A 23,484-nucleotide genomic window follows, 5' to 3' on the forward strand; every position below is an offset into this window, starting at 1 on the left:
CGTTATTACCCTCCCTGTTTGCCGGTACTTTTGAATACTGACGCGGGCTGTAGCGGTATTTGAAACACCACTCTAGTCCCTTCTTGGCTATTGGACGTAATGCCGATTCTGCCATTCAGTAATTGGCAACGTTCCTTCATTCCCATTATTCCGAACGATTGTCCCTTTTTGCTAACCTCACTCACATTAAATCCAATTCCATCATCTTTTACGACAATAAACATGTTTTCCAGCTGAAACTCAACCTTTATTTGGACAAAATTAGCTTTCGCATGCTTGTACACATTGTTTAGGCATTCCTGAACTAAGCGAAAAGCTGCTGCCTTAAATGAACTTTCCAACTTATGTTCTTTACCAAAAACAATTAGATCAATATGTAATTTACTACGATCCTCAAAGGTTTGTATATACTTTTGCAAAGTTGGAATGAGTCCTAAGTCATCTAAAGCCATTGGTCTCAAGTCAAAAATAATTTTTCTGACATCTGCTAAACTCATTCTTACAATTTCCTTTAAGCTGCCTAATTCCTGTTGAGCATCCTGGATTGCGTCATTTTTCAACATTTTTTCTACAATTTCTGTACGCAATACTACATTGGCCATGGATTGTGCAGGTCCATCATGGATCTCTCGGGCTACCCGCTTACGCTCTTCTTCCTGGGCCTGAATAATTTTAAGTCCCATAAGCTGATGCTGCTTGGCAGATTCCAAGGCTTCCTCTACTTTGGACAAATCTCCTGCTAAAAAGCTGTGAACCACGCTGATCTGGCTTAGTAACCCTTCTGCTCTAGTAATTGTCTCTAAAATATTCCGCAAACGAAACTCTAGTTCGTCGCGGCGTTTCTTTAGATTATTTTCCCGCTCACGCATTAAGGAAAGCTCTATCTGAACATTATGAGCTTCCTCATAAGCTGCTCGAATATCGTTTTCAGTAAAGCTTTGAAAATTACGGCTTACTTGTACCAATCTCGACCTGGATCGGCGGGACTGTAACTCTAAATTATCAACATTCTGGATCACTTCTGACAATATTTGCCGTATTTCAACAATCTCTTTTTTGATTGCATTACTTTCCGAACGAGCACCTTCTGCTATCTGAAATATTTGCTCTTTGCTCATTTCAACCGTTCGAATCGTTTTTTTTATGACCCCATCTAGAAGGCTGATATCAATGCCTTTATCCATGGGTTTCCCCCTTATTCTTCCATTTTTACTTTAGTAAATAGTTCAAGGAGCTGGGGTGCACCTACCTTGCGTATTCCTACATCAAATCTCGGGATGGAATATGGATCTTCATTTGGCTTCACAACGTCTCTTCTAGATGTAAAGACATACTGATATCCTGCTTCCTTTGCCGAGTCAATCACAATCTTGCTTTTATAGCCTTGGGGTAAGGAGAGAGAGGCTATAGGCTTTTTCACAAGTTGCTCTAAGCCTATTTTCGACATCTTAAAATCAACAAATAAACGACTTTGGTACTCTTCCTCATTCTCTGCACGTTGGAATTCTTCTAGATATACAGGCTCCGTTCCCGCTTTCTGTACTCCCCACTCATCCAGCTCTTTATGCTCATGTAAACTGAATGTGTGCGAGCCAATATCAACTAAGCCGGAAGCCAGCATTTCGTCAATTTGTTGATAAGCTAAAGGAACGGTCATATTTTCTCGCTTTCGATCCATGGTATCTCGCAATCTACCTGCAATTACAAAAGATGCAGATGGATACCCATATTTGGAAAGCAACGGATATGCATGTGTGTAATAACTTTCATAGCCGTCATCAAACGTAAATAAAACTGCATTCTCCTTGGCAGTTACGCCTGTTTGCATAAAAGTAAAAAACTCTCTTAGGCTAATAGGATGAAAGTTATGTTCCTTTATAAATTGTAAATGCTCACCAAACTGCTCTGGTGTTATTACAAATGGCTTATTACTGTCACGATCAATGTGATGATAATTCAAGATGACAACCTTGTCTTTATACCATCTCTCGTTTGGTAGCTTTTCTTCTGGTTTACTAGTTCTAGAAGGAATTTGCTCTACGTCTGGCCCTTTAGGTTCTAATGAATGAGACGTATGATCCCCCGTCTTTTGTTGCACATAATCCGTATTTTCTATCCCTACATTCTCTGGTCTAAACCAATACACAAGGATAGAAAACAGAAGAAGAAGAAGGAAAAAGACGAGAAAGAAAGGTTTTTTCTTCATGATGCGCCCATGTTCCTTTCGATCTTATTATAGTGCTTTTCGACAAAGATTTACAGAATCCTCTACGTAGTCTACCCCATTGAAGTTGTACTTGCCTAGCCTTTTTCGCAATTTTCATAAGAAAAAAGAAGCCCAGGAAAATCCTAGGCTTCTCTGTATTTTTTACAGGCTAGCAGCGTCTTTTTTTAGATCTTCTGCTTTATCTGTACGCTCCCATGGTACATTCAGATCATTGCGTCCGAAATGACCATATGCTGCGGTTTGTTTATAGATCGGACGGCGTAGGTCTAATTGCTTAATAATGCCTGCTGGGCGCAGATCAAAGTGCTTGCGAACCAATGCTACCAAATCAGATTCCGCAATTTTTCCTGTTCCAAATGTATTTACAGCGATAGATACCGGTTGAGCTACCCCGATTGCATAAGCTACCTGTACTTCGCAATGTTCAGCAAGACCTGCAGCTACAATGTTTTTCGCTACATAGCGAGCTGCATAAGCACCAGAACGGTCTACTTTTGTAGGATCCTTACCGGAGAATGCACCACCGCCATGACGAGCATAACCGCCATACGTATCTACGATGATTTTACGACCAGTTAAACCGGCATCCCCTTGAGGACCACCGATAACGAAACGTCCGGTTGGGTTAATGAAGTATTTCGTTTGATCGTCTAACAGATTTGTAGGAACGATCGGTTTAATTACTTGCTCCATTAGATCCTTTTTAATCTGATCTAGTTCTACTTCTGGAGCATGTTGAGTAGAAATAACAATTGTATCGATGCGAACTGGTTTATCGCCATCGTATTCAACAGTTACTTGCGTTTTACCATCTGGACGAAGGTATTCAAGCGTACCATTTTTACGCACTTCTGTCAGACGACGTGCCAACTGGTGAGCCATGCTGATTGGAAGAGGCATTAATTCTGGTGTTTCGTTGCAAGCATAACCAAACATTAGACCCTGGTCACCTGCACCGATTGCTTCGATTTCAGCATCAGTCATGCTACCCTCACGTGCTTCCAACGCTTGGTCAACACCTAGTGCGATATCTGCTGATTGCTCGCCGATTGCAGTAATAACACCGCATGTATCTGCATCAAAACCATATTTTGCACGATCGTAACCAATTTCACGAATCGTATCTCTTACTAGCTTTTGGATATCTACATATGTAGAAGTTGTGATTTCACCTGCCACAAGTACTAATCCGGTGGTAACAGATGTCTCGCATGCTACACGAGCATTCGGATCTTTAGATAAGATCGCATCAAGAATAGAATCAGAAACTTGGTCACAAATCTTATCTGGATGTCCTTCAGTAACGGACTCAGATGTAAACAAGCGACGCCCTTTTTGCAATTCCATACTTAAAACCTCCTTCAACTGGAAACATGATATATAGTATGTTTGCCGAGCCAGGTTTCCATCACGACAAAAAGAAAAACCTTTCCCTCCGCTGAGGAAAAGGTTGCTTTTCTAATGCGTTCCTTAACCCTCTTATCGGCCAGAGTGAGTCTAACTATTTAGATAGTTATCCTTTCTCTGCTGGTTAGCACCGCTCAAAACGGTTGCCGGGCTTCATTGGGCCAGTCCCTCCACCTACTCTGGATAAGAGTAATATCCATGATTTATAGAATAATCTTTTTTTAGAAGGGTGTCAATGTACTTTTGTAAAAAAACCCGGCATTTTACAATTGGAAGGACTTAGCTAATACAGTGACCATTTCCCCGCGTTTCACAGGACGATCTGGCTTAAAGGTTCCATCCTGATAACCATGTAACCAGCCATAGTGTGAAAGTGTTTCGATTGCAGCCACCGCCCAATGTGATTGAGGCACATCACGATAAGAAGGACTGGACGATCTTGACACGTTTATTTTTTTAGCACGTGCAATCATCAAAGCCATTTCTGCTCGATTAACAGGTCGATCCGGTTCAATTTTCCCATTGAAGCCGCTCATAATCCCCAACTGAGAAGCCTGTAACAAACTCTCATATGCCCAATGCTTTTTATCTAAATCCTTATAGGTATTAAGACCTACTCGACCAATTGGAAGCTTTTTGGCCTTCATCGAGCGAAGGAGCATGTCTGCGAATTCAGCTCGCGTCATATTAGCATCTGGACGGAAGCTATACGTATTAGGTACGGTAATGACTCCACGTTGAGTTAAACGACCTATATCATTTCTAGCCCAATGCCCATGTATGTCTCGAAAGCCGCCGTACATTTCCTGACGAGTTAATGTAAATCGATACGCATCATAGCGGAATGGCGTAGTACTGGTCAGCTTTATATAGTATGTCCCTGCAGCTAATTTTTTTTCAAAGACAATGCTATTATCTTGTCCAAAAACCTTTTCCGCTCGAATTGCATATTTCATATCGCGACTATCGTAAATACTCATCATGATCTTTACCTGTGGCGGTACATAAGGTGCCCGAATGGTAACATACGTTTCTTTTGGAACCGAAAATGTAAACCAATCGTTATCTGCTTCTGAAGGAATTGTGCCTGTAATCAGACTGTTGTCCCCTAGTTTTGTAGCTAAACGATAAGTATCGTTTGGTTCATTTGGGTCTTTTCGTTCAGGCATATAATTTAGCTGAAAAAAGTACTCGCCGCTCACAGCAGCAGGATAGCTGTTCTGAATTTGGAACAAATAGCGACCTGGCGTGACATTCATCTCCAGGCTTTTTAATGGATCAGTGGGCGAGCTGCTATTAAGGGAAATTCCGCCAGATGTCTTATCGCGTTCTTTACGCACCTTAATTTCCGGGTCTAATCGTAGAGTATCTGTATCCACTCGCAGATAAAGCTTGCCTGGATCACGTACAAAATAGGAAAACCAATCAACGTCCTGTGCTGTGTGAAAATTCCCCTTGATCTCAATGTTATTACCTGGAGGCAGGGGTCGGACTTGATCAATACTATTATTTGGCTCATATCGATCAGGTGCAATGGCAAAACGATTGGTAATGGTATAGCGTAATGTGCTAGACACCGCAGACCGTTGGAAGTGAATGTGAACCTTGCCCGGTTTCACTGCAATTGTTGCAGTGGCTTTATTACCAAGATAATACGTATCCTGAGGCTTTCCGTCCTGATAAACACTAGCCGCCAATGGAGCCTGCGTATCCACGGAAACCTCTGCTTTTAATTCTAAGGTTCCCTCATAAGGAATATCCGTGTAAAACCAATCGCTCTTATCTTTATCGCTTAGAGTGCCGTGAATCTGACTTTCCATGGGGAATGCGGCTGCGGTACGCTGTGTATTGTTTGGCTCATTTATATCATCAGGCAGTCTACTCATTACTGCCTTCTGAATATTTAAAAGACCATATCCTGTCCGCCTGTCCCATCTCACTCCATTTAATTTCGTTGCTGAATGGTACAGAAGCTGGCGTACCTCCAACGGTTTCATATTTGGGTTCCTAGCAAGAATTAACGCCGCCGCACCAGCTACCTGAGGAGCCGCTGCAGAGGTACCCTTCATCGAATCGTACCCGCCACCTCTTGTTGTCGTATACACATTCACGCCTGGGGCCACTAGGTTAATTTCTGGTCCAAAATTAGAACGGCTATGGATGGTATTAGAGTTCGTAACGGCGCCAACCGCAATCACCGTAGGAAAGGCAGCAGGATAGTTAACACGACTCCCTTCATTTCCAGTAGCCGCTACAACAACAACTCCCCTATCCTCTGCAAAATCTATTGCATCCTCCAGTGCCTTCGAATAATATATTGCGCTGGCGGACATCAAAACAACTTTGGCTCCTTCATTAACTGCTCGTCTAATTCCCGCTGCTAAACGATCAGATGATGAAAGTCCTTTTTTATCCAAAATTTTAATAGGCAATATTTTAGCGTTCCATAAAACCCCTGTTACCCCTAAACCGTTGTTTCCTTTAGCTCCCAATATCCCGATCACATTGGTGCCATGCCCGTTTAAATCTGAAGCACTTTCCTCTTGCACTAAATTAATAGTAGGCAACAGATTGTCCTTCAAATCTGGATGGGAAGAGTCTACCCCGGAATCAAGCACCGCAATTTTAATCGCTGTATTGCTGTTGACGATCCCCCAAGCCTCCACTGCCTTAATCTGCGTTAAATGAAGCTGTTTTGAAAAGTAGGGATCGTTTGGCATCGCGGCTGCTTGGGCAGGCTTTTCACCAACCGTAAAAGCAAGTAAAGTAACAACAACCGGAATAATCATTCTTTTTGTCAACTGTGTATATCGCATATGGTGCCCTTTCCTCCTTCTCCTGTAAAGAAGTAAATCAGGAAGGATTAGCGTTCTTAATCTTTCAATTGTTCTTTATATAGCATAGTATAGGCTTGCTCAAGAGACAACCATTTCCTGCACCTAATTTTTCCCAAATACAATAGATAAAGACCCCTCTCATCACGAAAGGGGTCATAAAAGGATTACTGAATGAATCCCTTGTTATTTTCATGTAATTCTAGCTTCTGAGCTTTTACATCTTTATCCTGTCTTGCATCTGGTACATAAGCTTTGCATGTAGACAAGTCCAGATCTTTGCCTTCTAGCGAACTTGCTGGAATATAGAATCCCCATACGCGTTGAGTTTTAGGTTTAATGTAGAGGCTATGCAGGCCAAAATGCATGCGTGCAACGTCTCTACCAATCTCGTCACGGATATACACAGGTACTTCTGTGAATTCTACACGTTTATCTAAACCATTCATGAAGGCTACAATTACTTTTAGGCCGCCATCTGGAACCTGAACTAAATCAATAGCTGTCAGTTCAACTTGACCGTCACGGATCGGGAACAGGTCTTTTACCTTTTGGATATAAGACTCTTCCTCTTCATCTGTTAAGCCGTTGTGTTTCTCCACTAGCTTTTCTTCCATTTTATATTGATCTAGTCTTTCTTTATCATAAACCATAAATAATTGCGTATCATCCTCAGGCATGAACAAGAAATCCTCCCATGTGAAAAGGAATTCACATGGACTTGCAGACATATCTTGCAAACCACCCATTGTTAGCATCTCAAAGGATTTGCGTGCCACTACCTTACCATCAGAGGTAACCAAAGCAAGTGGTAATTTATTTAACATAATATCCTGATGTGTAGCATTACGAACAAATGTCATTACCAGGAAGCCCGTATTTAATACATTCGTAAAGAACGGAAAAATCCCTACCTCATCACGGACAACCGGTGGCAACTCATCATGAATGAATTGCAACAACTCAATGTCCATCTCTTCCAAATTCTTGGAAGCTAAACTATTCAAGTTTAGAAACAATTCCTTGGAAGGGATGCGGTTTGACGATTGCTCAGGCTGTTCAATGCCAGATACACCTAGGTAAAACTCTTTTTGTAGAAACTCATGAATATCCTCACGGGCCTGTTCTAACCCCTGTTTAGAACCAAACCAATTAACTAATTGCCAACTCATTCTATAACCTCCTGTGCATAAGGCAAGGCGACATGCTTTTCAGCAGTCACCTTGAACGCTTTCTCTATAAAACTTCTACATCCAATTCCCAATTGGATTTATTCAATGTTTGATTCATGTTAACAACTTTTGGCGGGAACGCTAATATCCATGGCTTGCTAGAACCGCTTTTCAGACTGATCTTACTTCCATCCACGATTCCTTCCGCTATTACCTTCTCCTTGTTTCGTTCACGCACTACTACACGCAATGCTTTTGGTTGGAAGGTATCTTCCAAAGCGCTGCGGATTAGCATCGCCACGATTAAACGCCCATCCTCTTTTAAGCCAATATCAAAACCGGTGAAACTAACTGTACCTGGAGCCAAGAAAGGGAGATTGTACATCATATTTTCCAGACGATCCTTTTGCGTTACGGTCAAACGTTTTTCCATAGCTGGATCAATCTCTAGATTTTTTGGCCAGACAAACTCACGTTGTGGCAGTCCAATAATCAGTTTCCATTGTCTAACGTCCATAGATCTTTCGTTTGTCACCAAATCTTCTGGGAAAGTAATTTCCCACGGACGACTGCTCATTGGTGGAATTATTCCAACTGGACTCAGATCAAATTCACCTTTAGCAAATAAATGACCTTCAACAGCAATTGCTAGGTCTAATTTACCCATTTCTACCGGTATTGATGAGGCGTTACGAATAAATAAAGCTACGGTAACAGCCCCTTCACGAGGAATCAAGCTAAAACCCGTAAGTCCTAATGTTCCCTCAGGAATATCTGGCAAGCTATCATTTAAGAAGCGCAAGGTATACTTTTTCTCTTGATCCAGCATTTCGTTCCATGCTGGGTTGAAAGAAACTTCCAGATCGCTTGATTTTAACATTTTTTCTGTCGCTTCTTCAATCCGATTATGCGTAGTCTGAGAAAGGTCTTTCTTGAGATCCTCGTGACTTCGCATTTCATTATCGTTAGTAAACCAATTCTTTAAAAAGTTAAACATAAGATCCCCCTCTTTGCTGTGATACAAAATTCCTATATAATCAATTCCGTTTTTAACGTAGTACGATCTCTAGTCAGTGACTAGGAGTTATTCGCCGGGAAAAAGATTAATTTTGAGCAAGCTGCACTTTCCACTGGGATAAATCAACATTTTCCTTTAGGATGCTCTCTTTTGGAAAAATAAACATCCAAGGCTTGCTTGTTTGGGCATTTACAACAAAATCCTTTAGCTGGAATACACCCTCTGCTACCTTATCACCTGTGGCATCATAAAGAGCCAGTGGCAGTTGTTCAAAAGAAAGATTTTGAGTCGATCCATTCCGAATTAAGAGAATCGCTCGAATTACGCCTTCATCGTTTTGCTTCGCTTGAACGCTCTGAACATTTACTTCCCCTTCTTTTAGCTCAGGAAGACTTTTTGCCAGCTCGATAAAGTATTTCTTTTGATCGTCAGTTAACGATTTTACCCAAGATTCTTCCAGCTCCAAATTTTTCGGCAGTACCATTTTATTTTGAGCCAATTCAAAGGCAAGTTTCCAGTTTTGCAGCAGAACATTTGTCGTGATAAAGTGTTCTCTTGTAAATACAAAATTCCACGGTCGAGCATGGAACGCCGGAATTTCTCCAAGCTCGCTTAGATCAAATTCTTGTCGGGTAAATAGCTTATCGCCCTCAAACAGGATAAGCAAGGTCATTTTCCCCAACGCAACAGGCTGATCGCTTGCATTTCGTACAAAAGCCGCTATTTCAACGCCGTCCTCATGAGGCACCATATTAAATCCAGAGATAGCAATATTGCCCTCTTCCAAAGGCTCCAATTGGTTAGCCATAAAGGACATCGAATATTTCTGCATATTATCTAGCTCATTTTCCCATAACGGGTGTAGGGATAGCGCTGTCACGCGTGTAGTGACATCAGTTGATTTTTGTTTCGTAGTCTTCTTGGCTTTGTCATTCTTCTTATCCGAAGCTTGTTTATCCGTGTTTGTAACAGGCAACACAGACTGTTCCTTACTTTTCGGCAAAGTAGAGGTGTCTTTTTCATCACCTGACAATATATTTTTCAAAAAGGAAAACATGATTTGTCCGCTCCCACATGTATAGTATTGTCTACCTATATTCTTATCTTTTCATATTATCATAAGTAACCTTCAAAACACAAAAGCCCATATTTTCCTTAACTCAATCGTTTCAGGCATTCCATTATACCCTGTTCATAAGGGGTATGTACAATACGCCCTAGCTCGTGTTCATATTTACTGCCGTCTAACTGAATGGTAGATTCTGTGACATACATCATCTCCACCATTTCCCTCATAAAGGGCTGGAACCAGCCAAGCACTGTCATTACTTTCCGGCCAATTGGGACCATGAAATTTTTTCTTCCATTATATAGACGCGCCATCTCCCTGATTTGTTTTGCTGAAATCGTCCCCGAACCTGGAATATTCCAAGTCGTTCCATACGTATTCGGACGTTTAGCCAATCGAATAATCGCTTTGGCTGCATCTGGTGTATAGATGTATTCACGTTTAACAGTAGGATCGCCAATAAAGATACTGGGCTTCCCTTTAGCCAAAGACTCTAGCGTGACATGTAAAACTGTATTCGTTGCGTGTGGACCATAAAAGTCAGGTAAATGAACAAGCATACATGGGGTACCCGACTCGTTCGCTTTCCACACAAGCTGTTCTATCTGTAACCGAATCTTCCCCTTTGTCGTATGTGGTTCTTTAGAGTGCTGTTCATTTACTAACGGTGTTTTGGCTCTACCGTATGCATAGATGTTGTCGATCACAACCACTTTGGCTCCATGATGCTTGGCAGCAGTTAAAACATTGTTCATCAATGCTGGATGGCCTGTTTTCCATTCCGGATATGGAACACTGACACAATGAAAAATCACATCCACACCCTTAGCGGCTTGTAGCAAATCTTCTAGGCTATAGGCATCTCCTGTGTATAAGGACAAAGCTGGGGAATAGTCTCGTTTCTTCGTTTCCAATTCCCATTCGGCTTGTAATTTCGTCAGCTTTGTAGTAGAGCGTGCAAAAGCTACCGTATGAATCCCGTTGCGAAGTAATTCTAAAACTAATTCTGTTCCAATGCTACCTGTAGCTCCAAATACCAATGCTTTGTCCATGATCCTTCTCTCCTTTTTAACCAGTGGTCAATTAATACTTGAGAAAAAACTCGACTACTACTGCCGAGGTTTTTTTGATGGTTTTTTGATTCTTGCCTCTGGATTCTGGTTTCTTGTCTCTGGATTCTTGTTTCTTGATTCTAGATTCTGGTTTCTTGTTCCATCTATTCTTTCATTTTCAGCTTTTCTTTTGGTATTGTTCATGACGTTGCTTGATTATTCAATTCGCTTCAAACTTCAAGCCTCGTGCTCGCCAGTCAATTGGTTAGCCAGAAATCTCACATGCACCTTAACAAGTGCTTCCACATCTTCGTACGTTTGCTTCGTTTGAATGTAATGGACGACAAACCCATGTAAAGAAAGGAATATGACCCATGGTATTGTGAACGTATTTCCAATCCTTTGTAGCGCATCTCCCGCCTCTTCCCTGACAAGGCTTGCAAACGTTTCATAACAACTGTCCTGCTCTGGTCGAGCGTACTCCAATGTCTCCGGCTCATTCGAACAAAACATCATTTCATAATGATGCGGATGGCTAAGGCCAAAATGGATAAAGGTCTCCATTAGCGACTCTAATTTATGCTGGGGCCGGCTCGCAGTATCCGTCTGTTCGATTGATTTTTTCATTTGTTCCTGCAATGTACGATAATCCTCTTGCACAATAGCGTTAAATAGCTCAGCCTTTTCTTTGAAATGATAATATAGTGATCCGTGACTATAGCCTAGTTTTTGTGCAATACTTCGCATGGAAACCGCTCGATAGCCTTGTGTTGCAAATAGTTCGCGAGCTACTTTTACAATCTGTTCACGGCTCAGTTCCTTGGTTACCGCCCTTCTTGCCGCCATCGTGCTTCACTCCTTACAAACTAACTTCAGTTTATTTAACCAATGGTCAATTAATGTTTTCAGTATATCTTGCATTTCTTTACTTGTCAAAGAGTAATATCCGTTATTTTCCTCATCGTGTCCCAAAGAACAGACAACCTATTCAAATCACTTCCTTATTATATATTGCTTTATGCAGGCGATCTTATGATCTATACTTCATTACATCTTTGTACAAAAAAAACGAGCGTAAAGCTCGCTCGTCTCTTTTGTCGTTTATTCTGCGGTGTTTATTATGCAGTATTTCTTACTCCGTATTACCCTCATTGACCATTCTCGCGGTTTTCCTCTGCAAATGCAACAATCGCCACATTAGGAAAATAGCCCCAACGGCAAGACCTACAATTAAACCAATCCAATAGCCGAATGCACCTAAATCGGTAATTTGTACCAACAAAAATCCGAGTGGTAAACCAATCACCCAATATGAAATCAAAGCAACAATAAAAGTAATGTTTACGTCCTTATAACCGCGCAGCGCTCCTTGAATAGGGGCGGCAATCGCATCAGACAACTGAAAAAAGATGGCATATAATAAGAAATGCTGAGCCAGCTCAAATACTTCAATGTCATTCGTGTAAAGGGAAGCCACTTCTTTGTTGAAGATAACCAAAGCTACTGAAAATAATAACCCCAATGCTACGGCAATGCCGATTCCTAAAAAACTGTACTGACGTGCATCCTTCATTCGTTTTGCCCCTACCTCATGACCAACCACAATCGTTAATGCCATGGCGATACTCATCGGTATCATATATAGGAAGGAAGCAAAATTCATTGCCACCTGATGGGCAGCAATCGTAATGGTATCGAATCGACTCATCAGCAGAGTAACAGCCGCAAAAATACTGGTCTCAAAGAAAATGGAGAATCCAATCGGCAAGCCTAATTTTAAAATTTCTCCCCATGTCTTAAAGGAGAGCTTATGAAGCTTACTAAACAATCCGTACTCCCGAAAATTCCCTACGCGTAAAATAACAAAATAAGTAATCACCAAAATAATCCAATAGGTAATAGTCGTCGCTACCCCTGCACCAACCCCACCTAATCGTGGCAAGCCGAATTTACCGAAGATTAATAAGTAATTTAATACAACATTAATCGGTAAAGAGATGAGGGAGATAAACATAGTGACTCTAGTCTCACCCAAAGCATCGATGAAGCAGCGCAAAACGGTGTAGACAAAAAGCGGAATGATACCAAAAGCAAGTGCCAATAAAAAGTTCTGAGCAACCCGGTGCACCTCTGGTTCCAGCCTCATGCCGCCCAGGATGGCAGGAATGGCAAATATACCAATCACAATGACAGAGAGCGCGATTGCCACACCTAGATAGATTCCTTGAAAAACAATATAAGGAACCTTTTCTTTCTTCTGCGCCCCAATCATTTGAGCGATGATTGGAGTGACCGCTAACAGAATTCCGTTTAATCCGGTAAAAACAGGCGCCCATATACTAGTCGCAATTGCTACGCCCGCTAAATCATTCGCCCCGGCATGTCCAGACATAATCGTATCAAAAAAGGACATTGCAAAAAGAGCCACCTGTGTAACCATGATTGGCAACAAAATGAGTAAAAAATGTTTCGATTTTTGAGATAAGTTGTAAGTTTGATTCATAATTGACCCCTGTATTTTTTTGGATAATTACAAAGTCTAATTATAACATAGTTTGGATTTTTTAATGGTAGTTTATGTGAGGATAAAACCTTTTGAAATAAGATATAGGGTATAAATTATATTTTACGTAATTAGATACAATTCTGTCTATTATATTCGCTATATTTTGCTTATTTGTAAACATAATATTAATTTATATAGTCCTTATTCCTTTTTTTTACAAATGAAAGAGTAACATGCTACTGACAAAGATTGGTAATGGAAAGGATTTTATAATTTACAGTATATTACAAATCGTTGTGAAGGTAGGTGCTATACTGCGTGAACTGGTAGAGGGCAAATCCAGAGACCTTTTAGCTAAGGAATTGGGACATAAAAACTACAAAACACTAGACATCTATATGCGCCGCAAGAACTTACTTGCCAATGCTGCTCAGTGTCAAAAATTCGCTACTGATCTGTAATCACATTCTTTTTATACTTCCTTACTAACGTAGGCTGTTCTCATGGATTGAAATTCACCAATTAATTTCAACAAGATAGATAGAGGAAAAAACCCTTTAGACATCTATTGAAGTTGTCTAAAGGGTTTTCTTATTTCACTCAAATGATTTTATTAAGAGACTGTAATAGTAAAGGTTTCAGATACTTCTCCGCCTTGACCATCTTTTGCAGTTACAGTGATAGTTGCTGTTCCCTTAGCTACTGGAGTAACTACGATATCGTTACCTGATACAGCTACTGTAGCAATCCCAGCGTCGTCGCTTTTTGCAGTAAGTGTCAAAGTATCTCCATCAGCATCTGTGAAAGTACCAGATGCATCAACAGTTACATCAGTACCTACTGTTCCAGTTTTGTCATCAATAGCTGCAGCTACTGTTGGAGCATTATTTGTTTTCGCTGCTTCGTTTACTGTAATAGTAAAGGTCTCAGATACTTCTCCACCTTTACCATCTTTTGCAGTTACAGTGATAGTTGCTGCTCCCTTAGCTACTGGAGTAACTACGATATTGTTACCTGATACAGCTACTGTAGCAATCCCAGAGTCGTTGCTTGCTGCAGTAAGTGTCAAAGTATCTCCATCAGCATCTGTGAAAGTACCAGTTACATCAACAGTTACATCAGTACCTACTGTTCCAGTTTTGTCATCAATAGCTGTAGCTACTGTTGGAGCATTGTTTGCTGGAGTCTGAGCAACTACAACCTCTTTATTAGTAGAAATAGCATTGAAATTGTTTACTAAGTTACCATTTTTATCTTTCAAGCTGTTGTTGTTTAGAAGCGCAATTGACAGAACATCATTCAACCCTTTTTGTTCAAATACTAGTGTAATTGTATCAGAAGGAGTAACGGTTGCTTTGTAATCTGTACCAGGGATTAAAACGTTACCTTTAGAATCTTTAACTGTTAATGCTTGAGCAGCTACCGCTTCATTTGCAGTTAGGGCTTCGTCAAATTTAACAGCAACAGAATATCCATCAGTACCAACTTCAAATTCTTCAACCGGAATTAGAGATGGAGCAATTTTATCTGCTACAGATGCATCAGTGTTAATTACAAAAGCATTGCCTAATGCAGTCTCAGTTCCAACAGGTGTAGCAATTGTTTTTACCTTAACATTTGCTACAGATTTATCTTTAAGCTCATCCACAAGTGTTAGTGTAATTACACGACCATCGATAGTTGCATTAGCCAATTTTACATCCTTGCTACCATCTGTTACTACAAAATCACCAGCGTAAAGAATAGAAGGTACTCCACCATCTTTAGAAAGAGTGATTTTAATTGTTTTTGCATCTACTGCTTCAGCTTTCTCTACAGTTGCTAATGTTTCAGCTACTGCGCCAACCAAAGAAACTTCTTGATCATCGATTGTATTACCTGCTAAGTCTTTAATTCCAGCTAAGTAGATAGATGCTACATCAGCAGTTGAAACAGGAGTATTTCCTTGTTTCCAAGAAGTAGGGAATGTGAATACAACAGATTTACCTGTTGCATCTAGATCAACTGTTGCACCAGCTGGTAGGTTGTAGATACCTTTATTAGCAATTGCATATTTGAAACTAGCAACATTTGTAGCAGAAGTTAGATCCAATTTTTCATTAAATGCAATAACTACTTTGTTCTTAGCAGAATCTTTGATTTTGCTAGCAACTGCCGGAGCTGTCTTATCTGGAACGATTACCAAATGGTCAACAACTGCATCCATTGGGTTACCTGCTAAATCTTTAATTTCAGAAATACTAAGTTTGAAAGGAGATTCTTCTGGATTAAACTTAGCACCACCTGGTAATTTGACAACTACTTTAGTTTCATCATCTGTACCAGATACTTGTTCAAATGCTATTGGTTGAATGCTGATAAGTTTACCGTCTTTATTTTTTAAAGTAACTTTTGCACCAGCAAGTTTAACTTTTTCATTGAAGGAAACAATAATTTTCTCCTCAGAATCTGCTGTAACTGCATTCACAAAAGGTTTTTCGGTATCAATTTCTGGCTTAAAGGAGATTTTGATATCTTCAGTAGTTTTATTTCCGTAAAAATCTTCAATACCTTTAGCAATAACGATTTCTCCACCAGCATTCGGGAAATTAGTACCAAAAGTAGCTGTATATTTGGTTCTATCTAATCTGTCTTGTTCAACAGTTGCAGTTACTGCTCCAAATTTTACAACAGGAGTAGTTTTTACTTCACGATCGAATTTGAAAGTAACTGCTGTTGTAGAAGCACTTACTAGAGTAGCTGTTGGTGCAGTTACAATTCCATCAACAGAGAATTTAGACTCTAACTCAACATTTTTTAATGTAGCGTAGTCTTCCAATACATTTGCTTTTACTTTTAACGTATGCTCACCTGCTGTTAGAGCATTAGCAAGTTGAATTGTTAATTTTGTACCAGTAGCATCAAGTTCCAATGAAGTAGCAGAGAATAGTTGACCATCAATTGTGTAGTTAGATGGTACTTTTACAGCAGTATCTTTAACTGGTTCACTGAATACTACCTCTAATTTTTTGTTACCAACAGTTTTAACTGCAGATACTGTTGGAAGAGTAAGGTCTGTTAGAGAAATATTTTGTACGGTAAAATCGTCTCCTAATTCTACTCCTGCAGTATCTTTAATTTTCCCGTCTACAGTTACTGATATTTTACCTGTTTGATTAACAAGTGCTGTTCCTAGAGTCAATACAACAGATGTTTTGTCGTCCGATAGTTTAGCATCGATTACAGTGTTTGAACCAGTTACCTTAAATTTATCTGTTTTAATACTTGCTTCATCAACAGCTTTTGTAAAGTTAACTTTGATTTGTTTTAAGTTAATAGCACTTACGCTTTCAACTTTCAAATCACCAGCTTTAGCAGCATCAACAGCAGCTTTTTTCTTAGCTACACGAGCTTCAAGAGCTGCTTTTTTGTCAGCGTCAGTTACAGCGCTAACTTTAGCAACTGCAGTTACACCAAGAGCTTCCGCTTTAGCGATTGCTTCTGGAGTGTCAAGTGCAGCAGCTTCGTAAGCAACAACTGCTTCTTCAGCTTGTTTTAGAATTGCATCTGGATTAAGAGGTTTTTGCTCAGGTTGCATTTCTTTTTCAGTAGAAACTTTACCTTGAGCATCTACAGCGTAGAAACCTTCTTCGCCACCGATTTTCTCGAAGTCTTCGCTAGTTACCGTTCTGTATTTAACTTCTTTACCAGCTAGTTTAGCGTCCATCAATTCTTGCAATGTAGCTACTTCACCATCCCAGTTTACATAAAGAACGCTGTTTTCAACATTCTCTAGACCGGAATCATATAAATCTTTAACTAGCATTGCATTTTGTTTAATGAATGCATCGTCAGAATAGAATCTGTCCACTTTTCCACCAATATAAATTCCGCCAGATGCTGCGAAAGCAGAAGTAGCCATACTAGTTACTAGTGCTGTAGATAGCACTGATAGGATTACTTTTTTATTCACTTACTACCCCTCCAAATATCGTATATTGAAGAATCTAATTTGCTTGTTTACATAACATTTATGTATTAGATAGATTAGAGACCGAAGTCTCTAATCTATCCATACATTTTGGCTTATAAGATTGACGACTGTACCTTATTTGTTAAATTTGATATTTAGATCAAATTTTTCTTTGCCTACTTTTACATAAGCTTCGTCAACTTTTTTGTAGCTCTTAGTGAAATCAAATTTACCGTCTTTAACTTCTGCAGTAAATTCTTTGTCGCCAAGAACGATTGTTACTTCTTTTTCATCTTTCAAATCACCAGTTAATTTACCAGCGATCTCATAACCATAAACTCCTGCAAGTACTTCAGTAGCTTTTTGTGTAGTGATGTCTAGATCAGCATCTTCACTTGGATCTGGTTTTTCACCATTCCATTTTTGTTTTAGGAATTGATCCATTAGGGTTTCTTTGTTTTCATCTTTCTTCAGGTAACCCTCAGTTTTTGCATCGTCAGTGCTGATTACATACAATACATAATCGATATCGTCAGAATCATCATCAGTATCAACTAGTACTACATAGTCATCAGTGTCAACTCCGCCAAGGTCTTTACCGTCTTTGTCGAAGTAAACAACGTCTTTGTTAAGTCTTACGCTTTCTTTCTTAGAATCTGCAGTGTTGAAGTAGATCTTCTTAGATTCTGTTTTTGTTACAAGTGCAGGAATTACTGCTTCTACACCAGCATCTTCATGTTCAGAAGATTTGATAGTTTCGTATTTGTACTCGTCACCACGAGCGTTAACGATGATTTTAACATCATCCTCTTCGATTAGCTTGTCGCTATCTACGCTGTAACGGATGAAAGTTTTCTCAAGCTTGTCGCCGTTGTCACCATCATATTTGAAGTCTTCTTCAACCCATTTGTTGTTGTCATCACGGTGTTTGATTTTTAGGTAGTCTGTGCTTCCTTTAGTGTAAGCTTCAGTAACCACACCAAACTCAGAACCAGATGCAAGACCTTTGGAATCTACAACGAATACTGCTTCTAGATCGCTACCGTCTACAGTGTAGTAAACTTCAGCGTCTTTCTCAGCAACGTCTTTCCATTTCAAGATCTTAGGACTTTTCAGTTCAGGTTTGCTACCGGAAGAAGTAAGATCTTTAGTTCCGTCGATCAAGACAGTGCTGCTATTGTATTCATACGTTTTACCGTTGATTTTAACTGTCTCATCGCTCTTCTTGGAGTTTTTGCTCCATTCAGATTTGGATAGAGATTTTACTTTAGAAGGGTCTTTCATTTCAACTTTTTCAATATCACCACTTGCATTCATTTCGATTTGTGCAAGGATAAATTTTTTGTCGTTGGACAAAGTTAGGTATTCTTTAGCAAGTTCGTCTTCTTTTTTCTTCAAGTCGCTGAACTTGTCGCCTTTTTCGTTTTTGATATATTTGCCTTCTAGTTTAACTGAAGTAGTTTTACCTTTTTCAGTGAAAACTTTGAAGACATATCTATCGTTGACATTATCCCAAGTACCGGAAGTAGAGATAACTGCCAATTGTTTGCGATCGTTAGCTTCATATCCTTCGATGTGGCGAATACGGCCTACAGCGTCAAGATAGATTTTAACTTTTGTACCTTCAAGGTTCTTAACATCATCAGAAGAGATAGTGTCTTCGATTTCCTTGTCTTTGTCTTTCGCGAAAGAAGCATTTCTGAAACGGTATTCTTTACCGTCGATGCTGATGCGGTAGTCGCTTTCAGACTTCGTACGAACTTTTTCAACTTTACCTTCAACTACAGTACGGTTAGCGAAGATTAAAAGTTTGTCTTTGTTACCGTCTGCACGGTATGCATGGTAAACGTCCATTTCTTTAAGGTCAGCCAATTTAGCTGGTTTACCATCCAAGAATACTAGGTAGTCAACGCCTTCTTTTTTACCATCAAGAGATAGATCTTTACCTACCAAAGTAGTGACTTTCTTGTCAGACACTTTTTTGATAAGCTCAGAACCGAAGTGGTTGTTTACCCAGTTTTGGTCGCCACTGCGATCGTCAACGATGCTTAGGTAACGAACTTCATTCTTAGTGTTAAGAACTAGCTTAACAGAATAAGCATCGTCAGCTTCTAGCAATCTTTGTAGAGCATCTTGTACATCAGATGCTTTTGTAGCGCGCTCAAAGTTGAACGTTACAGTTACATCTTCAGCCAAATCGTATTTTTTCTCGCTATCAAGTTCTAGAGTAAGTTTCTCGAACTTGTCTTTTTTGATTTGGTCTTTGTCTTTAGAAGGAGACAATTTTTTACCATTAACATGGATAGCTTTGTATTTATCGAAAACAACTGTTTCGTCTTCGGAACCTTCCATCCATACTACAGTGTTGTCTTTGTCTTTGATCCATACTTGTACGCGTTGACCAGCGTAGTCGTTAGCATTGATGCTGTCAGCAACTTTGTACTTCACTTTGTTGAAGAAAGATTTGCTGTCAGAAGTCAATTCTACTTCGTTGTATTTCAAAGATCCAAGACCGATTACTGGTACGTTAGAAACTGAAGGAAGATCTTCAGGTTTGTTACGATCAGTCATAGTCCATTTTGTATCGTAAACATGTACATGTAGGTACTCAGTTAGAAGGTTCTTACCAGCAAGAACTTCGTGATTGTTGTTAGATCCAACAGTTGTTTGTTTCATTAGATCAACACGAAGAGAGTTGTCTAACATCTTCAATACGTCACCACGAACAGCTGGTTTGTTAGCATCGATAGTTACGCCATTGGAAATTCCCAAAGTGGACGCTTGTGCGATGAAGTTGTTTGGCCAAGTACCTTTTTGAAGTGCCATTGGCTCATAACCTAGTGCACGAACCAACATAGTAGCTGCTTCAGCATATGTTACTGTGTTGTTTGGACGGAAAGTTTTGTCTGGGTAACCTTTTGCAAGGTCTTCGCTAACTGCGATGCTAACCCAACCTTTGAACCAGTCAGTAGCAGTAACGTCTTTAAAGAATGGATTGAAAGTTGCAGTGTTTGCAGCTTGCTCAAGTCCACGAGCACGTACCATCAAAGTAGCGAACTCAGAACGTTTGATTGTTTGGTCAAGGTTAAGGTTACCTTTTTCATCCCCTGCAGCCAAACCAAGTGCTTGCAAACGTTTGATAACTTTCTCCATGCTTGGATCTAATTGTGGTGCAGTAGTTTTTGTTTCTTCTGTAGTTTTTGCTGCTTCTTCTGCTCCTGCAACAACAGGAACTACGGATAGTGCTAGTGCACTTGCCAATAAGCTATTAACAACCTTTTTCATAACCTTAGGTTCTCCTCCTCTAGTATATAACAATTGATTTTGGGATATCTTATTACTAGTTGTCTCTTTCTTTTTCCAGCCCGAATCCTGCAAGCGCGTTTCACCCCCTTTCGCAGGATCGCATATAGAAAGAACAAAATCCTTCATAAATTACGCAAAACTAGCGAATCATGTCATAAAAGTGCAACAGTCATTAGTGTATCATAGTTGCTAGACTTCGTGAATCCTTTTTTAGGAATCTAACCGTAATTACTTCGACATACTATTAAACGCATAGGATTTTAAAAAGTTGCGGTTGTTGCGTACATTTTTTTAAAAAACTTTTCGTAAGTTGATAATTCTGGATGAATTGAGTCACAAAGGTAATTATAAATATCGAATTTCCAATTGTCACCTACAATCTTTTTCCATTTTTGCTACCGCATACCAAAAAAGAGGGGATAGAATAATCTATCCCCTCTTTAACTGTTTGCCTACAAACAGTTGGTAATTCCCCTATTTTTGTGTGTTTTATTAACCTTTAGTTGATTGCAAAACGGCATTTTCGTATGACATAACAGCCAGGTTTAGCTGATGCAAATTCTTTTGATAGCTGTTTTCCGCCTTAGATAGCTCTTCCTCAGCAGTAACTACCTCAACTGCTGTTGCCAAGCCGTTCTCGAAGCGTAACTTAGTTAAACGATAGTTCTCTGTTGCAGCTTCTGTACCCTTTTTAAGGGCTTCTAGTGCAGTTTTAATTGAATTTAAGTTGTAGTAGGACTGCATGAGATCCACTTTAACTTGATTTTGTGTTTGTGTTAAAGCTAATTTATTTGTTTCGTAGTCATTCTTAGCTTTTTGGCCCCCGAATCCAGAGAGGATCGAGTACTTCTCAATGACTTCCAGTTCTTTTTCTGAGTTTGTAATTTCTTGTTGAGCAGTTAGGATGTCTACATGTTCTTTTAATGCTTTGTTGATTGCTTTTTCAACATCCATCACTTCTACATTTTCACTTGTTTGTTTTGTCAGTAGGTTCCATTTTTTATTCAGGTCTACACCCATAAATTTGTTAAGCTCTAGTCTGGCGATGTCTTTTGCAGACTCAGCTTGAGCAACTGTAGCCTTAGCCTGAGCTACCCCTGCTTCTGCTTGCAATACATCCGTTTTTGCACGTGTACCTACACCAAATGCTGCATTAGCAATTTTCAACTGAGATTCGGAACGTTCCAGACTTTGTTTTTTTAATGTTAAATCATCCTCAGCATTTAACAAATCAAAGTATAGTTTCTCTGCACCTAGCTTAAAGCTACCCTCAGAACGTTTCAAGGCAAGCTTCCCAAGCTTCTCCTGTCCCTCCGCTTTAACCGTTCCTACATATTTACTATTCGCAGTGCCAACATCTTCAATCATGCCTTCCTTGACTTTAGTACTAGCGAAAGCAGCCGCGTTTGCGGCAATCATCGCATTATCTACAGCAATCTTTGCTTTTTTATAGTCCAGATTATTTTCTAATGTAAGCTGTACCGCTTTTTCAATAGTAAGATCGTTAGCTCCTACTTCTTGTTCCTTCTTAACAGTCACTTGTTGAGTTGTTGTTGGTGCTGCTGTAGTGGCTGCCGCAGCAAGTCCACTACCTGAAGTCATAACCATCGCTGCTACTGTTAGAGCAACCCATTTTTTTGAATAAGGAAAATTCATATCTGTACACTCCTTCTCTCTTACCATTCGATTTATGAAACTTTCACGTCTATCTACATTAGTACCATACCATATTTGGCGTAAATTGGTCTCTGGCAAATCATTCGTATTTTGTTACAGATTTGCTTAGACTTTGATTTACTTCATCCTAAGTCTTGTATACAACACTCAGGTCTCTTATGCAAATTGCTTGTATTGCAAATGCATTTTTCCTTGTACTCATTTACAATACGTCTACTATCTGCAAAAAATTACACAACGTTTGCAAGGTTCTCTGTTTCTCGTTATGCTGGTAGCATGAGGTGATGCAAATGTTACAACATTATAAAACCCTGGCTGGCTACGGAGAAGATGAGATCGTTATTGAACGGTCCCGCTTCATTGGTTACGCACAGCGTGTAACTACAGAAGAAGAAGCGACTGCTTTCATCGCTATGATAAAGAAAAAGCATTGGGACGCAACCCATAACTGTTCTGCATTCGTCATAGGGGAGAATGACCAAATCCAGCGTTCCAGCGACGATGGTGAACCAAGCGGCACAGCTGGAAAGCCCATATTAGAATGCATCAAGAAAAATGGGGTAAAAGATACGGTTGTTGTCGTAACTCGCTACTTTGGTGGTATCAAATTAGGAGCAGGCGGGCTGGTACGCGCTTATACAGCAGGTACGGTCACAGCATTGAAAGCAGCCGGCATCGTTGCCCACATTCTTCACCAAGAAGTAATCATTTCATTAGATTATCATTGGTGGGGGAAGGTGGAAAACGAGCTGCGACTGGGAAACCACCGAGTAGCAGGTATTGATTACGCCGATTCCGTAACCGTTCGGGTACAGTTGCCACAAGGAGAGGAAACAGCCTTTATCGAACGAATCACAGATCTTACAAATGGTAAGGCTACACTGACCCTCGGAAATAAAGAGTATGTAGAGCTACCCGTCGAAGCCATTCAGGAAGATACCGAATAAAAAAGGGATGACATCTTGAAAGATTATACAAAACCAGTATCTACTTAACTATACGCATAAAACCATTTGAAGGTTGCACCTTCCTATTAGACAAATGGTTTCCTATACAACTATATAAGGATTATTTGTGAAATACTAGACCTTACTCGTATGAACAAGCACTTGCCAAATTACGGCAGGTGTTTTTTATTTCTAACTTTGCACCTATATTAATGAAGGAAAATTTACAGACAAAGATTTATTTCTTAAAAAAATCAAACACGCAACAGTTCATTTCCCGCTTATTTTCAACCCTAACACATACATAATCCGTTTTT

General features: G+C 39.8%; 15 protein-coding genes and 1 riboswitch. Of the genes, 2 read left to right on the top strand and 13 right to left on the bottom strand.

All coding sequences use genetic code 11. The features are described from left to right. Positions 1–5: 5 nt before the first annotated feature. The 10 genes from BRLA_RS21185 to BRLA_RS21230 all read right to left on the bottom strand — a co-directional run bounded on the left by BRLA_RS21185 (position 6) and on the right by BRLA_RS21230 (position 13,282). Positions 6–1,184, bottom strand: a complete 1,179-nt coding sequence (locus BRLA_RS21185; protein WP_003334301.1) for a sensor histidine kinase — start codon at positions 1,182–1,184, stop codon at positions 6–8. 11 nt (positions 1,185–1,195) lie between these two features. Then, positions 1,196–2,206: a polysaccharide deacetylase family protein gene (locus BRLA_RS21190; RefSeq protein WP_003334300.1), complete on the bottom strand. Its 1,011-nt coding sequence runs from the start codon at positions 2,204–2,206 to the stop codon at positions 1,196–1,198. A 162-nt stretch (positions 2,207–2,368) separates the two neighbouring features. Continuing rightward, entirely contained in the window at positions 2,369–3,574 is a 1,206-nt protein-coding gene (gene metK / locus BRLA_RS21195) for a methionine adenosyltransferase (RefSeq protein WP_003334298.1), read from the bottom strand. 129 nt (positions 3,575–3,703) lie between these two features. Then, positions 3,704–3,824: riboswitch (SAM riboswitch) on the bottom strand. A gap of 73 nt (positions 3,825–3,897) precedes the next feature. Then, positions 3,898–6,450 (bottom strand): S8 family peptidase, encoded by a 2,553-nt coding sequence (locus BRLA_RS21200; protein ID WP_003334297.1) that lies wholly within the window; start codon positions 6,448–6,450, stop codon positions 3,898–3,900. 185 nt (positions 6,451–6,635) lie between these two features. Next, complete coding sequence (locus tag BRLA_RS21205) at positions 6,636–7,640, bottom strand: SLAP domain-containing protein (protein ID WP_003334296.1); 1,005 nt, start codon at positions 7,638–7,640, stop codon at positions 6,636–6,638. Positions 7,641–7,704: 64 nt separating this feature from the next. Next, a complete protein-coding gene (locus tag BRLA_RS21210) occupies positions 7,705–8,637 on the bottom strand; it encodes an SLAP domain-containing protein (RefSeq protein WP_003334295.1) in 933 nt (310 codons plus the stop codon). A gap of 106 nt (positions 8,638–8,743) precedes the next feature. Beyond that, entirely contained in the window at positions 8,744–9,715 is a 972-nt protein-coding gene (locus tag BRLA_RS21215) for an accessory Sec system S-layer assembly protein (RefSeq protein ID WP_003334294.1), read from the bottom strand. Positions 9,716–9,813: 98 nt separating this feature from the next. Then, positions 9,814–10,779, bottom strand: coding sequence for an NAD-dependent epimerase/dehydratase family protein (locus BRLA_RS21220; RefSeq protein WP_003334293.1), 966 nt, complete (start codon positions 10,777–10,779; stop codon positions 9,814–9,816). A gap of 237 nt (positions 10,780–11,016) precedes the next feature. Beyond that, entirely contained in the window at positions 11,017–11,625 is a 609-nt protein-coding gene (locus BRLA_RS21225; protein ID WP_003334292.1) for a TetR/AcrR family transcriptional regulator, read from the bottom strand. Positions 11,626–11,911: 286 nt separating this feature from the next. Beyond that, entirely contained in the window at positions 11,912–13,282 is a 1,371-nt protein-coding gene (locus BRLA_RS21230; RefSeq protein WP_041752420.1) for an MATE family efflux transporter, read from the bottom strand. A gap of 236 nt (positions 13,283–13,518) precedes the next feature. Here BRLA_RS21230 and BRLA_RS21235 point away from each other — a divergent pair, with 236 nt between their 5' ends. Beyond that, positions 13,519–13,746 (top strand): hypothetical protein, encoded by a 228-nt coding sequence (locus BRLA_RS21235; protein ID WP_041752422.1) that lies wholly within the window; start codon positions 13,519–13,521, stop codon positions 13,744–13,746. 152 nt (positions 13,747–13,898) lie between these two features. Here the strand turns inward: BRLA_RS21235 and BRLA_RS24440 are convergent, their stop codons facing one another. The 3 genes from BRLA_RS24440 to BRLA_RS21250 form a co-directional block, all read right to left on the bottom strand. Continuing rightward, positions 13,899–17,237 carry an Ig-like domain-containing protein gene (locus tag BRLA_RS24440; RefSeq protein ID WP_003334289.1) on the bottom strand — a complete coding sequence of 1,113 codons (3,339 nt, stop codon included), beginning with the start codon at positions 17,235–17,237 and terminating at the stop codon, positions 13,899–13,901. 135 nt (positions 17,238–17,372) lie between these two features. After that, on the bottom strand, positions 17,373–20,522 hold the full coding sequence (locus tag BRLA_RS21245; protein ID WP_003334288.1) for an S-layer homology domain-containing protein: 3,150 nt from the start codon (positions 20,520–20,522) through the stop codon (positions 17,373–17,375). 513 nt (positions 20,523–21,035) lie between these two features. Further along, positions 21,036–22,199, bottom strand: a complete 1,164-nt coding sequence (locus tag BRLA_RS21250) for a TolC family protein (RefSeq protein WP_003334287.1) — start codon at positions 22,197–22,199, stop codon at positions 21,036–21,038. A 311-nt stretch (positions 22,200–22,510) separates the two neighbouring features. Here BRLA_RS21250 and BRLA_RS21255 point away from each other — a divergent pair, with 311 nt between their 5' ends. Continuing rightward, complete coding sequence (locus BRLA_RS21255; protein ID WP_003334286.1) at positions 22,511–23,167, top strand: YigZ family protein; 657 nt, start codon at positions 22,511–22,513, stop codon at positions 23,165–23,167. Positions 23,168–23,484: the final 317 nt, after the last annotated feature.

This window comes from Brevibacillus laterosporus LMG 15441, from assembly GCF_000219535.2.
GTDB classification, from domain to species: domain Bacteria; phylum Bacillota; class Bacilli; order Brevibacillales; family Brevibacillaceae; genus Brevibacillus_B; species Brevibacillus_B halotolerans.